This window comes from Lysinibacillus sp. FSL K6-0075, from assembly GCF_038592945.1.
GTDB lineage: Bacteria > Bacillota > Bacilli > Bacillales_A > Planococcaceae > Lysinibacillus > Lysinibacillus fusiformis_F.
Window position 1 is genome coordinate 4,119,015 of the sequence record NZ_CP151947.1, and the last position, 13,487, is coordinate 4,132,501.

The 13,487-nt window shown below is 38.3% G+C and carries 12 protein-coding genes; 5 read left to right on the forward strand and 7 right to left on the reverse strand.

Annotated features, from left to right (window positions below; all coding sequences use genetic code 11):
• Window positions 1-41 precede the first annotated feature (41 nt).
• A complete protein-coding gene (locus MHB65_RS20555; protein WP_205445496.1) occupies window positions 42-587 on the forward strand; it encodes a DUF3267 domain-containing protein in 546 nt (181 codons plus the stop codon).
• Between the two features lie 69 nt (window positions 588-656).
• Entirely contained in the window at window positions 657-842 is a 186-nt protein-coding gene (locus MHB65_RS20560; RefSeq protein WP_008173337.1) for a hypothetical protein, read from the forward strand.
• 232 nt (window positions 843-1,074) lie between these two features.
• On the opposite strand, the gene MHB65_RS20565 is transcribed toward MHB65_RS20560, so the two are convergent.
• Window positions 1,075-1,179 (reverse strand): YjcZ family sporulation protein, encoded by a 105-nt coding sequence (locus MHB65_RS20565; protein WP_004230765.1) that lies wholly within the window; start codon window positions 1,177-1,179, stop codon window positions 1,075-1,077.
• Window positions 1,180-1,322: 143 nt separating this feature from the next.
• Here MHB65_RS20565 and MHB65_RS20570 point away from each other — a divergent pair, with 143 nt between their 5' ends.
• On the forward strand, window positions 1,323-2,303 hold the full coding sequence (locus tag MHB65_RS20570; RefSeq protein ID WP_205445498.1) for a peptidylprolyl isomerase: 981 nt from the start codon (window positions 1,323-1,325) through the stop codon (window positions 2,301-2,303).
• Between the two features lie 71 nt (window positions 2,304-2,374).
• On the opposite strand, the gene MHB65_RS20575 is transcribed toward MHB65_RS20570, so the two are convergent.
• The 4 genes from MHB65_RS20575 to MHB65_RS20590 form a co-directional block, all read right to left on the reverse strand.
• Window positions 2,375-3,679 carry a methyl-accepting chemotaxis protein gene (locus tag MHB65_RS20575; RefSeq protein ID WP_342441557.1) on the reverse strand — a complete coding sequence of 435 codons (1,305 nt, stop codon included), beginning with the start codon at window positions 3,677-3,679 and terminating at the stop codon, window positions 2,375-2,377.
• A 164-nt stretch (window positions 3,680-3,843) separates the two neighbouring features.
• The gene (gene yhaM / locus MHB65_RS20580; protein ID WP_205445501.1) at window positions 3,844-4,779 is read right to left on the reverse strand and encodes a 3'-5' exoribonuclease YhaM; all 936 of its coding nucleotides are present in this window, start codon (window positions 4,777-4,779) and stop codon (window positions 3,844-3,846) included.
• A complete protein-coding gene (locus MHB65_RS20585; RefSeq protein ID WP_342441558.1) occupies window positions 4,776-7,664 on the reverse strand; it encodes an AAA family ATPase in 2,889 nt (962 codons plus the stop codon). The genes yhaM and MHB65_RS20585 overlap by 4 nt, the downstream gene beginning before the upstream one ends.
• A 4-nt stretch (window positions 7,665-7,668) precedes the next feature.
• Window positions 7,669-8,883, reverse strand: a complete 1,215-nt coding sequence (locus MHB65_RS20590; protein ID WP_342441559.1) for a DNA repair exonuclease — start codon at window positions 8,881-8,883, stop codon at window positions 7,669-7,671.
• Between the two features lie 258 nt (window positions 8,884-9,141).
• On the opposite strand from MHB65_RS20590, the gene MHB65_RS20595 reads away from it, so the two are divergent.
• The gene (locus tag MHB65_RS20595; RefSeq protein ID WP_036075853.1) at window positions 9,142-9,327 is read left to right on the forward strand and encodes a YhzD family protein; all 186 of its coding nucleotides are present in this window, start codon (window positions 9,142-9,144) and stop codon (window positions 9,325-9,327) included.
• 52 nt (window positions 9,328-9,379) lie between these two features.
• Here MHB65_RS20595 and MHB65_RS20600 read toward each other — a convergent pair whose 3' ends face one another.
• The gene (locus MHB65_RS20600; RefSeq protein ID WP_342441560.1) at window positions 9,380-10,162 is read right to left on the reverse strand and encodes an enoyl-CoA hydratase; all 783 of its coding nucleotides are present in this window, start codon (window positions 10,160-10,162) and stop codon (window positions 9,380-9,382) included.
• Window positions 10,163-10,301: 139 nt separating this feature from the next.
• Here MHB65_RS20600 and MHB65_RS20605 point away from each other — a divergent pair, with 139 nt between their 5' ends.
• Window positions 10,302-11,273, forward strand: a complete 972-nt coding sequence (locus tag MHB65_RS20605) for a rhodanese-related sulfurtransferase (protein WP_342441561.1) — start codon at window positions 10,302-10,304, stop codon at window positions 11,271-11,273.
• Between the two features lie 299 nt (window positions 11,274-11,572).
• Here MHB65_RS20605 and MHB65_RS20610 read toward each other — a convergent pair whose 3' ends face one another.
• Entirely contained in the window at window positions 11,573-13,222 is a 1,650-nt protein-coding gene (locus MHB65_RS20610; RefSeq protein WP_342441562.1) for an FAD-binding dehydrogenase, read from the reverse strand.
• Window positions 13,223-13,487: the final 265 nt, after the last annotated feature.

Genomic DNA, 13,487 nt, shown 5'->3' on the forward strand with positions numbered 1-13,487 from the left:
CATTAAATAGGACACTTCCTATTTCGGAGTTGATAATAACCATGCATTGCTGGAAAATTTTAAATTTAGAACATCATTACGGTACTACGCGTATTATTATAATGAGTGTCATTACTTTTTTAGTGGTCTTTTCTGTTTCGTATGTAACGTTTAATTTATTCAATGAAGAGCATTATACAGATCGTTTATTCTGGCTCTTTGTAATAGCTGTGTTAACACTCTATCCCATTCACAAATTTTTGCACTTTTTGGCGCTATACGATTTACGCCAGCATTTAAAATTACGCGTACGTAGTCAATTTTATATAATTCCTGTTTTACACATGCGAATTCGAGAGCCTTTATCTAAAAATCGTTACATCTTAGCATTACTTACGCCTTTTATCGTTGTAAACACTAGTATTATAGTTGGAACATGGCTTTTACCAGCCTATACACATTATGGGACATTGCTGTTAGCCTATCATTGTAGTCTATGTCTGATTGATATCCTTTACGTGAAGTATCTATTGAATTCACCTAGAAATTCGCAAATAGAAGAAACACCTAAAGGCTATGAAATTTTAGTTCCACCAACTGTTCACTAAATGCTTGTACTTGTTTTTTATTGGCGTTCTTTGTTATGCTATTACTATTGAAAGAGGGGAGGAATAGACTTGCTATTAATGATTGTAGTTCTATTCTCGGTATTCTATTTATTTCAAATTAACCGCATGACATATGCTCTATGCATGCGACGTGAAATTCCCGAAGAAAACCAACCAAAAATATTCCGAACTATAAATATACTTATTACGATCCTACTTGTCTCATTCTACATTGAAATTTTATATGCAGTATAACAGAAAAATCCATTACGCCTCGGCGTAATGGTTTCTAAATTTTTCTAGGCTTTTTTTAAAAAATTTATGACATCCGCGCCCGTCCGCACGCTCGAAGATAAGTCGAGCCCCCCATGCAACAACTTTTTCTAGCCAATCAGATTGGCTAGAATCTCAGGCATGCGGCGCGAATGTCTAACATTGTTAAGAAAAGCTAAGAGTTAAAGCTCTTAGCTTTTCACTGTTTTATTAATTAGTATAGGAACGCTGCACCAACGATAATTAATAAAATAAATAACACAACTAATAAAGCAAAGCCTGAGCCGTAGCCACCGCCACCGTATCCTCCGTTGCCCATAACTTCACCCCCTTTCTTTTCTATATCCTATGCGCTTCAAAATTTGAAATATAGGCAATACTCAAGGGGGAACCATTTTGTTTTTAAATCGTTTATGTTATAGTAAAAAATGGACGAAACCATGTTAGGAGAGAATATCCACTATGAAAAAGACAGTTTTATCTTTAACTTTAGCTGCGTCTGTATTAGCGCTTGGTGCTTGTAGCGGCGGAGACAGCAAAGCAATCGTTACTTCTAAAGTGGGCGATATTTCAGTAGCTGATTTTAATGAAAAGGCAAAAGCTTTAACAGGCTCATATGTAATGCAGCAAATGGTGACTGAAAAAGTTTTAGCTGACAAATATGAAGTAACAGATAAAGAAATCAAAGAAGCTTATGACACAACTGCATCACAATTTGGTGATGGCTTTACACAAGCACTTGCTGAAAGTGGCTTAACAGAACAAGGCTTTAAAGATTCTTTACGTGTCCAACTTCTTCAAGAAAAAGCTTTAAAAGATCAAGCTATTAAAGAAGAAGATGTGAAAAAATACTACGAGCAAATGAAAACAGAACTAAATGGTCGTCATATTTTAGTAGCAGATGAAAAAACAGCTAAAGAAGTGATTGAAAAAATCAAGGGTGGCGCTAAGTTTGAGGACGTAGCAAAAGAGTACTCAACTGACACTGGCTCTGCTCAAAAAGGTGGAGAGCTTGGATGGTTCTCTGTAGGTTCAATGGTAGACGAGTTTAACGATGCTGCTTATGCTCTTGAATTAAATACATTAAGTGAGCCAGTAAAATCTAGCTTTGGTTATCACGTAATTGAAATTACGGACAAGCGTGATGTTAAGGGTGTTGGTTCATTTAAAGATGAAGAAGAAAACATTCGCTCAACTATGTTAAATAAACTGAATCAAACTGGTGAAGCTCAAACGATTCTAAAAGACATCATTGCAAAAATGGCAAAAGATGCAGATGTTAAAACTTCTGATAAAGATTTAAAAGATTCACTAGAATTCTTCACAACAACAAGTGAAGAACAAGCAAAAGCAGCTGAAGAAGCAGCTAAAAAAGCTGAAGAAAATGCTGCAAAAGAAGATTCTGAAGACAAAGCAGAAGATACTGACAAGGAATCTAAATAAATTAGAGACTAGTGTTAATATCTATAACAAAAAGAAGCATCTGACACATCAGATGCTTCTTTTTTTCTTCTCTATTTTACTTTAAACTGGCTAATTTCAGCTTGTAAGTCATTTGACATTGTTTGAAGTACATTTGCCGCGCTTGCGATTTCCTCATTAGAGGCGCTTTGTTGCTCGATTGATAAAGCTATGTGCTGTATGCCTGAAGACGTACCATTCGCAATACCTACAATTTCTTTTACAGCATCGTCCGTTTGGCTTGCCTTGTCATTGACACGCAATACAATATCCGTTACTTCCTTTGTACGATGACTAATCTGTTGCAAATATACGACAATATTTTTAAAGGCATCGCCTGTCTGTTCAACAGCCTCACGCCCTTCCTCCACAAACTGTGTTCCACTATTAATAGCATAAACAGCACTGGAGGTTTGCTTTAAGATATCATCTACTAATGTTCGAATATTGTCTGCAGCCCTTCCAGATTCCTCTGCTAGCTTTCTTACCTCATCCGCTACAACTGCAAATCCTTTTCCAGCCTCTCCAGCACGTGCCGCTTCAATAGAGGCATTCAATGCAAGGAGGTTTGTTTGATCTGTAATACTTGTAATCAGCGCTACAATCGTACTAATTTCCTTTGATTTTTCACCTAAAGCATTCACAACTGCTGTTGACTGATGGACAGATTCATTGATTGTATTCATTTTATCAATCGTTTGCTCAATTAACTGTAAGCCTAAATCCGCTTTTTGGTTTGTTTCATTCGCTATAGAGGCAACTGCCTGTACAGCAGAAGATGCATGATCCATATCTTTAGTAATTAAATGTGCTGATTCAGATAATAAATCCATTTGCCCCAATTGTCCTTCTGCACTGGAGGCAATCTCCCCAATTGCATTAGAAATGGTTTCAACTGTTTGACTACTTTGCTCTGTAATCGTTGTAAATTCCTTTGTAAAAGTCGATACATCTGTAGATGCTTTATTCGTCTTTTCAATGACCGTGCCAATTTGCTCCAACATATGATTAAATTCAGTCGATAATTGACCAATTTCATCTTTCAAATGATCATCAATTCGTACTGTTAAATCGCCATCAGCAGCCTGTGTCATAGCATTTAACACACGCTTTACACGCCTTAAGACGATATACCTTGTACATAACGAAATAATTACTGTGCCAATAAACAACGAAATAAATGTATTAATGACAACACCCGCACTACCATTTAATTGCACTACCTTTTCGAATTGACGACTCACAAACTCTGAAATATGGGAGCTTATAAACAAACTTATACCAATAGCTAGTATCATTTTGAAAATCAAACTTTTCCAAAACTTAATTTTCCGCGAAAAAAGTCCCTCTGTATCCATTGCTTTTCCCCATTCCTATAATTTCTCTCTCTATTCTAAAAGAAATACTAATATTGGTACAATAGTTAGCCACCAATATTACACATATGAATATTTAGACTTAGAGAAATTAAAAGTGAATAGCTAGTAAGTAGCAACAGTTTATGGTCTGAATTATATTACTATTAAATAGTAGGCTTATAGAATGAACGATTATCCAGTGGGAAGAGTCGCTCTGTAAATTCACCCGGTGCTGTTTTTCCTAATGCTCTTGTTAACATATTCATCTTCGCATCGATGTTATCTATATAATGCAAGATTTCCGCTTCTTGAAGCATAGGTTTTTTTGGGCTTCCCCACTCTTCTTTCCCATGGTGAGACAATACCATATGCTGTAGCAGCATGACTTCCTCACCTTCAATTTCAAGCTCACTAGCAATCTTAGCAATTTCATTGACCATAATTGTAATATGGCCTAACAAATTGCCCTCCACTGTATACGTTGTGGCAACTGGTCCTGATAATTCTACAACCTTGCCTATATCGTGTAAGATAATTCCTGCATATAATAGGTCACGATTAAGTGTTGGGTATAAATCAGCAATAGCTTTACCTAGTTTGAGCATGGATACCATATGATCTAATAAACCTGACGCATAGTCATGATGATTTTTAGTCGCTGCTGGAAAAACTAAAATGGCCTCTTGATGCCTTTTAATAGCTGCTCTTGTAATTCTAGAAATATTAGGGTTTTTAATATCAAAGAAAAATTGGTTTAATTCTTCATATAGTTGTTCTTTCGGTGTTGCAGAGGACGGCACTAAATCATGGATAGCGATTCCTTCCTCTGGCTTGGCAACACGAATCGATTTGATACGCAATTGATTCTTCCCTCTATAGTCATGAATCTCTCCACCTACACGCACAATAGCTTCCGCATGATACAGCTTTTCATGGTCCTCATTGGTGTCCCATAGCTTTGCCTCAATATCTCCACTCTTATCTTGTAATAATAGCGACATAAATGGCTTTCCAACGGTTGTAACACCTTTTGTCGCTTGTTTTATTAATAAAAATTGATCAACTGCTTCTCCAACTTGGAGCGTCGTTATCCCTTTCATGTTGACGTCACTCCCCTTTCATTTGCTAATGCTCCTATATCGACAATTTGCTCTCGCTGCCAATGTTTGAGCATTGTGTCATGGCAAGTAAAATATAAAATTTGACGTTCATATCCTACTTCTTTCATTAATTGTACCATTTTGTCTGTGCGGTTTCGATCAAAATGGACAAAAGGATCGTCCATAATCATTGGAAATGGAGCCGTGTTCACTAGGGTTTTTGCAAGGGCCATTCGCAATGCAATATATGCTTGCTCTTTGGTAGCCTGTGACAATTCCACCATTTGATAACGTAATCCTGCAGCATCTTGTGCTACAAAATAACCTTCCTCATGAATCGAAAGTTTGTCATAGCTTCCGCCTGTAAGTAAACGAAATATGGCATTTACCTCTGCAAGCACATGCGGTAATTTTTCTTCGCGAAGACGAAATAAGGTTTCATGAATAGCTGTCGCTACAGCTTTTTTAGTTGCCCATTGCTCAACTAACTGCTGTAATTCTGTTTTCTCCTGCTCAAACTGTTGAAGCACTTGGCCATACTTTTCATCATTTAATAGCTGTTCCTTTTCTATAAGCAAAGAAGCGCGTTGTTCCAGACATTGGTCAATTGCTAGTTGCAATGAATGCTGCTCTTGTTCTAAAGCAAGTATGTCCTCGTTAACTGTGTCCTCAATCAGACTCGCTTGCTGTTGAAGATTGAGTGAAGATAATTGAGCCTGAACAGTTTGCAACTCTGTCACAATTTTTCTTCTCTGCTCAGATTGCTCATGCATTTCATAATATGCCTGCTCGTTTTGTATTTGCGCTTCCTTAAATAGCTCGGACATTTCTGCTGAATAACGATCAATTCTTGATTGTCCACCTTCCATTTTTATTTGGAGGCTAGCTAGCTGATCTTTTGCATGCTGTGCTTGCTGTTGATGCTGCTGTGCTTCAAGGTAGGCTGTACGTAAATATATATAGACTTCATGTTCATCATAGGCTCCATCTAAAACCCGTTGTAGTTGCTCATAAATGCTGTTCTTTTCTACCTGAGTTTCTTGCAAAAGACTTAGGGTACTGTTTCTTTTAGCTGCTAGTTCTTGTACACCACGGATACGCATAAATAATTCGGGCATTAACGTGCGGGCTATCGTTCCCTGTAAGCGATAACGCTTTAAAAAATGCTGGAGTGTCTGAGTGGCTTCTTCACTCTCTACCTCCGCTTGTTGAATTTTATATTCAAGAGAAGTGTATTGCTGCTCCTTCTCTTTTTGCTGTTCATTGACATGTAACCAACGATCTTCGTATCTATGCTTCTTTAAAAGCACTGCTTGTACTGTCATTTCCTCTTGCTCTAACTCCCGTAGGAGGAAACTGTGCTCTTTACTAGTAGGCTCATCTGCTCGATTACCATATCGAATAAACAAAAGGGTTAGCAATGATAAAACTGCTCCGATGATCATTACAACTAGATTTTTTTCAAATACACCATAGGCAAACGACATGAAACCAAGCAGTAGTACAAGCCAGATAAAGTAATGAGGTTGCTTCTGCTTACTACGTTGCGATTTGGCAGTACGTAATTGCTCAAGCTTTCGTTTTTGTTGGGGCCACTGTGCTAAAATATGTTCTTCTTCACTTGTTAATGACTCCTGCATGATCCGCTGCTTCTGTTTAGCAATTGCATCTAATTCTAGATGAACCTGCTCAAGAGAACGTAGATGAAACTTTAACTCCTCCTCTGCCTCCTCTAACTTACCTAATTGAAGCTGAAATTGTTGTTCTTGTTGGAGTGAAACTGTTTCTTGCAGAAGTATATCTTGTGCCTCTTTCTCTTTTACACCTAATAAACGAAATTGTGCTTCGATTTCTTGCTCAAGCAAAAAGAGATCATCATGTAAATTTTGCTCTTTCACCATCAGTTGATGCCATGTTGCCTCTTTTTGCATAAGGCTAGCCATTTCATTGACCGTTTGCTCATCCACTGTTGCAAGTACTTTATCCTGCAATGTTTGATACTGCTCCTTTAATTGCATCAGCTGTTGACTTTCATGTAACAGACGATCCTTTAATTGTTCATAGCGTCTGATACCCTCTGCTGGAAACTGAACATGTTGATAATTGGTCAATGTCTGCTGTAAAGTCTGTTGTTGCTTAAGAAGAGGTAGTGCTTGTTTTTGAATAGTTAACTGCTGCCACTGTTGCTGTTGCATTTTTTGCGTACCATATAGCTGCTCTAACTTTTGCTCAAGTAGTTGTAATTGCTGTAATTTGTCCTCAAATGTTTGAATCTTCCCTTGTTCCTGTTTAATCGTTCGTTCAAGCTGCTTTAATTGTTCAATCTTTTGATTAATCAATGGCACTTTACCTGTCTTTTTAAACAACTCGCTAGCCTCTTTATCCATTTTCTTTTCAAGGGTGGATAAATGCTGAATACCTGTTGTACCTGAGGCAAGTAGCAAATGGGTTAGCTCCTCCTCAGACATTTTTTCAATACCTTGTAGCTCATGCAATGAAAAAGAAAAGATGGATTCGAAGGAAGCCCTAGAATAACCATATAAAAGCTTTGCTAACAACTCCTCATGCCCCGTTGTACCATCCTCAAAATAGACAGTAACATCACCAGCAGCCTTTCCTTTCACACGTTCAATTGTGCATTGGCCATAAATTGGGTGCAAAATTGTCAGCTGACCCCCATATTTCGTCGAAACTTTCGGCTCATATTTGCGCTGTGTCTGCTGCCTTGTAGGAAAACCAAAAAGCATTTGTAATATAAACTGCTGAATCGTCGTTTTTCCTGCTTCATTTAATCCATAAAAAATAGTGACGCCATCACTTAAGGAGATGGCGATATTTTCATGCTTACCGAAGCCATATATTTGGATTTTCTGTATTGTCAGCATGTAATCACGCCCTTTGAATTTCTTCTGCTAATAATGTTTGTGCATGATGCGTTAAGTTTTCAATATCCTTTTCACTTAGTGGCTCTATCAGCCTAGCACCACCGGCATATTGGTACAAATCTTTTAGAATATCCTTCCATTCATTACTGTCCCACTGCTCCATTAAGCTCACAACAGATTGAGTTGTTGCTGTATGCTCATAAAATCTCGCTGTCTTGTGCAACACCATTTTTTGTACCCAACACATTGGCTCAATGCCTTCCTCAGCCTCTCGAATAGTCTCTAACCAAGCATCTACTGTTGCATGCTCAAATAAAGCTTCCGTTTGCTCATCAATATGTTGCAAATGAAGCTCTACTACCGATGCCCCATACTTCTTCCTATTGGCTGTAATCGCTTCTGCACATCTTTTCAGTAATTCATTGGCATGTACCACACTCGAACAGTCCACCTCTATCGTGCTATAAACGACAGCAGAAGTAGAGATAAAATCAAGTTCAGTCGATGTTTTGGATAACGTTACATCATAAAAACCTTTCATTCCTTGTTCTTTACGATGTCGACTTTGAATATTGCCTGGATAAACAATGGCTGGGTTTTGATGTAAAAGCTGTCGTTTATGAATATGGCCTAACGCCCAATAATGATAGTTCTTTTCAAGTAACTGCTGTTTTGTAAAAGGGGCATACACATCATGTGTCGTATTGCCTGCCTCACTGCCATGTAGCATACCAATATGAATGGCTTGCTGATCCTGAGCAGTTGGATAGCTTTCAATAACGGACTTCTTTAAATGACGTTCAGGATAACTAAAACCATATATATTCACTTGCTGACCACGTATTTTTAATTGAACCACACTCGTCTCAGCTGGTAATTCATAGACATTACTTGGTAAAGCAAAACGTGTCCAAGTGCCATTTAAATGATCATGATTTCCGTAGCTCACAATCACAGGGATATTGTGTTGAAAAAGCTTTTCCATTGCATCTTGAAATCTTCGTTGTGCTTGCAAGCTACGATTTTCACCATCATAAATATCTCCAACAATTAGTAAAAAGTCAGGTTTTTCCTGAATCGCTTTATGGATTATTTTATCAAATGCTTCAAAAGTGCTTGACCGAATTTTCTTTAAAATGTGTTCGGGTAGGCCAAATAAGCCCTTAAATGGACTATCTAAATGTAAATCTGCCATATGGAAAAAACGAATTGCTGACATCCAATCACCTCAAATAGTAGATAATTCTCTCTTTCGTACAAACCAAAGTAATAATATGTTGATTAATCGAAACCGAATATTTGTTCTATTTTATCATAATTCCTGTTTGATGAAAAATGCTATTACGGAAAAAAACAACATTGCCTTACTTTTTCCACAATTTTCGTAATTTATCAAAAAATTCACTAGTTTTACCGTGAAGTTTATAAATCTTCTATGTATAATAGAAATATATTCAAGTAAAAGGGTGGGGTCTGTATGGAGAATTATCGTTTTACAGCTTTTGAAAAAACAGGGGAAACATTGTTTGATGAAACTTGGACTTTTGAAAATGATGAGGCTGCTAAACTAAATGGACAACAACAAATTGAGGAAAAAGGTGTTGCCGATAAAACGCATCGTCTAGTAAACGCTTCGGGTAAATTAATTTTATTCCATGTTTAGTGGCTAATAAAAGGCACGTAGTCAATTGTTTGCTACGCGCCTTTTATTATTTTTATTTCCCTACAAAGATAGGCATTCTTTTCTCTACGAATGCATGAATGCCCTCAACATGATCTGTTGTTTTACGCATTGCAGACTGGCCCTCAGCCTCTAATGCTAAGATATTTTCTAGCTGTAGCATATTTTGTGCATGCAGAATTTTTTTCGTCGTAATCATGGAAGAGATAGGGGATGCAAGCATTTTCCCAACAAGCTGATCTGCCATTGCAAATACAGTGCCCTCTGGTGCAATATAGTCAATTAACCCTACATCTAATGCTTCATTTGCTGTTAATACTTTCCCTTCCCATATCATTTGTTTCGCTTTAACCGTTCCTACACGTTCCTTCATGAAGAAATGACCGCCACCATCTGGAATGAGTCCTATTCCAATGAAATTCATAGCAAGTTTACTATTTTCACAGGCTACAACAATATCTGCCCCTAGTGTTAGACTAAATCCTAAACCTGCTGATGCACCATGAACTGCTGCAATCACAATCATCGGTAGCTGATAATATGCCTTCACGATACGTGTCAGATAAACCATTGCTTCATCAATATTCAGCGGTTTGCTTTCATCTAGCATTGCTTTTATATCGCCACCCGCAGAAAAGACCTTTCCTTCTCCCCGAATAACAAGCACCTGAATATCTCGTTCCTGTTGTAGAGCCTCAAAGCATTCTGCAAGTTCACGCATCATGACATCATCCATAGCATTCATCGCCTGTGGACGATTCAACGTTAACGTTGCACGACGTTCTAACTTCTCTAAAGTAATCGTTGAAAATTCCATCTCTATAACCCCCAATTATGAATAGTCATTCACTATGTATAATTCGTGTTTTTCTTGAAAACTCCTTCTACGCTAAGCAAAATTGCTCTTGTTATGCTATATTAAAGGACGAATATCGACATAAAGGTGGTAACGTATTTTGACACAAAAAGACTATCGTGTATTACTTTATTATAAATATATTACGATTGAAGACCCTGAAGCTTTTGCAGAAGAACATTTAGCATTGTGTAAAGAAATTGGGCTTCTTGGTCGCATTTTAGTAGGCTACGAAGGTATTAACGGAACCGTATCAGGTACCATTGAGCAAACAGATGCCTACATGAACCATATGAAGGCTGATGCTCGTTTTAATGATATTATGTGGAAAATTGATGGGGTTGAAGGGCATACCTTTAGAAAAATGCATGTACGTCCTCGTCAGGAAATTGTTCACCTAGGTTTAGAACAGGATATCAATCCGTTAGAAATCACAGGTGATTATTTAACACCTAAAGAATTTATGGAACAAATGCAAGAAGACAATACAGTGATTATCGATGCCCGTAATGACTATGAATATGATCTCGGTCATTTCAGAGGTGCTGTACGACCTGATATCGAAACATTCCGTGACCTCCCTGCTTGGATGGAGGCACATAAAGAAGATTTTGCAGATAAAAAAATCTTAACTTATTGTACAGGTGGTATTCGTTGCGAAAAATTCTCTGGTTGGCTAAAACGTGAGGGCTATGGTAAGAGCGTAGGTCAATTACATGGCGGTATTGCTACATATGCGAAAGATCCTGAAGTAAAAGGCCAATTATGGGATGGTCAAATGTTTGTTTTTGACCGTCGTCGAAGTGTACCGATTAATCAGGTGGAGCATGTCATTGTTGGGAAGGATTATTTCACAGGGGAACCTTCTGAACGATATACAAACTGTGCAAACCCAGAGTGTCATAAATTAATGCTGTGTGAAGAAAAACATGAGGCATTTTACATGCGTAGCTGTTCAGATGATTGTCGTCGTGCCGAACGCAACTTCTTCGTGGAGGAAAACGGTTGGACAAAGGAACAAGTTGAAGAGCAAATTGCTAAGATTACAGAGGTCCAACAATCAAGTTGTTAATACTTGGAGAGATAATGCATTGTTAGAAGTTGGTTTCTCTGTAGTTTGAGCAAATGAGATTTCTAATCCATTCAATAATTTGAGCTAAGTGATCATTGCTGATGGATTTCTGCTCCAAAATATGACCTAAGCGCTCATTTCTAGTGGATTGCCGCTCCATATCGTGACCTAAGTGCTCATTTCAGAGCGATTGCCGCTCAAAAACTTCAGCATAGTGATCCTACCTCAGCATGATCAACCCATTCAAAAAGAGCATCGTTCATCAAGACGATGCTCTTACTCATATAAAGAAATACACTCTATTCTTGTGCTAAATAACGCCCTACCTGTCGTCCGCTAAATAAACAGCCACCGACAAATGTCCCTTCTAAAGCGCGGTAGCCATGGACACCACCGCCACCGAAACCACTTACTTCACCAGCGGCAAATAAACCAGGTATTGGCTGACCGTCCATGCCCAATACGGCGCCATTTAAATTTGTTTGTAAGCCTCCTAAAGTTTTCCTTGTTAGAATGTTTAAGCGTACGGCGATTAAAGGCCAATTTTTAGTATCTAAAATTTTATGGGGCTTGGCAACGCGCACCAATCTATCACCAATATAATTTCTTGCCCCATGAATGGCGTTTACTTGTAAATCCTTCGTAAACTTATTATCCATTTCACGATCTCTTGCCAAGATTTGCTCTTTAATTTTCATGAAATCAAGTAAGTCATTCCCAGCAAGCTTATTCATTCCATCTACGAGTTCTTTTAAATCATGTGCAATCACAAAATCCTCTCCATGATTTTTAAAAGCTTGGATAGGAGCAGGTGGACCTGGCAAAATGCGTTTTAGCACATCGCCAATGCTTTTGTTTGTTAAATCTGGGTTTTGCTCTGAGCCAGATAAAGCAAATTCTTTCTCAATTATTTTTTCCGTTAAAATAAACCAGGAATAGTCGTAACCTGTTTTTTGAATCGCCTCTAACGTACTGAGCGTATCGAACCCTGGAAAATTGGGTGCATGAAATCGATTCCCTTCTGCATCAAACCACAGGGAGGAAGGACCTGGCAATATCCGAATTCCGTGGTTGGGCCATATCGGGTCCCAATTTTTTAATCCCTCTGTGTAATGCCACATGCGATCACGATTCACAATACGTCCCCCAGCATGTTCCGTGATCTCTAGCATTCTTCCATCAACATAAGCGGGCACACCACATACCATATTTTTTGGTGGTGTCCCTAATCGAGCAGGCCAATTTTTTCTCACTAAATCAAAATTGGCTCCAATGCCACCACTTGCCACAATCACAGCTTTCGCTTCGTAGGAAAATTCTCCAATCCCTAATCTCGAACTTTTTTCACCTCGATTAATAAAGGTTTCAGCTAGTACAGTTCCGCTAATTCCTGTAATCTTTCCTTCTTGCTGCACAAATTCATCCACACGATGTCTTGGCTTGAAGTCAATAACCCCTTCTTTCATCGCCTGTTTTACTTTATCTACAAATGGCTTTACAATGCCAGGTCCTGTTCCCCAGACAATGTGAAACCTTGGTACTGAATTGCCATGACCTCCTGCTAACGAACCTCCCCGCTCTGCCCATCCAACAACAGGGAAAAACTTTATCCCCTTTGACTTTAACCAGTCGTATTTTTCCCCTGCAGCAAAATCGACATAGGCTCTTGCCCATTTATATGCCCAAGAATCCTCATCATCTAAACGATCAAAGCCTGCAGTTCCTTGCCAATCTTGCCATGCAAGTTCCTTACTATCTTTAATCCCAAGCCTTCGTTGCTCTGGAGAATTTACTAAAAATATTCCACCGAAAGACCAATATGCCTGTCCCCCGATTGAATTTTCAGGCTCTTGATCTACTAAAAGAACTTTTTTCTTTGCATCGATTAATTCACAAGCTGCGACTAATCCTGCAAGTCCTGCACCAACTATTGCAACATCGTACTTCATTCTTACACCCCCAAATCAATCATCCTTAACTAACATTCTTCTCTCACAGTCTGTTTACCTTCTACCATTCATATTTTTGTCTAAAATGTGACAAACAAAAACGTTCGCTTTCTTGGAACAAAACCATCGGCAATTAGCATAAATCCTCTATTTTATTCCATTTAATTCCCATATATTTTTTTATTCTAAAACTGCACAGAAACCTGATACTATCGGACTTTTCAAATATCGTTAGCGCTTTCATTGTATCCTCCAAAAAGACGAA

What these genes read in the sequence shown, in the direction of transcription:
- MHB65_RS20565 (WP_004230765.1), bottom strand. Translation starts at nt 1,179, where the DNA reads ATGGGCAACGGAGGATACGGTGGCGGTGGCTACGGCTCAGGCTTTGCT.
- MHB65_RS20600 (WP_342441560.1), bottom strand. Translation starts at nt 10,162, where the DNA reads ATGGAATTTTCAACGATTACTTTAGAGAAGTTAGAACGTCGTGCAACG.
- MHB65_RS20575 (WP_342441557.1), bottom strand. Translation starts at nt 3,679, where the DNA reads ATGGATACAGAGGGACTTTTTTCGCGGAAAATTAAGTTTTGGAAAAGT.
- MHB65_RS20585 (WP_342441558.1), bottom strand. Translation starts at nt 7,664, where the DNA reads ATGCTGACAATACAGAAAATCCAAATATATGGCTTCGGTAAGCATGAA.
- yhaM (WP_205445501.1), bottom strand. Translation starts at nt 4,779, where the DNA reads ATGAAAGGGATAACGACGCTCCAAGTTGGAGAAGCAGTTGATCAATTT.
- MHB65_RS20595 (WP_036075853.1), top strand. Translation starts at nt 9,142, where the DNA reads ATGGAGAATTATCGTTTTACAGCTTTTGAAAAAACAGGGGAAACATTG.
- MHB65_RS20610 (WP_342441562.1), bottom strand. Translation starts at nt 13,222, where the DNA reads ATGAAGTACGATGTTGCAATAGTTGGTGCAGGACTTGCAGGATTAGTC.
- MHB65_RS20570 (WP_205445498.1), top strand. Translation starts at nt 1,323, where the DNA reads ATGAAAAAGACAGTTTTATCTTTAACTTTAGCTGCGTCTGTATTAGCG.
- MHB65_RS20590 (WP_342441559.1), bottom strand. Translation starts at nt 8,883, where the DNA reads ATGTCAGCAATTCGTTTTTTCCATATGGCAGATTTACATTTAGATAGT.
- MHB65_RS20555 (WP_205445496.1), top strand. Translation starts at nt 42, where the DNA reads ATGCATTGCTGGAAAATTTTAAATTTAGAACATCATTACGGTACTACG.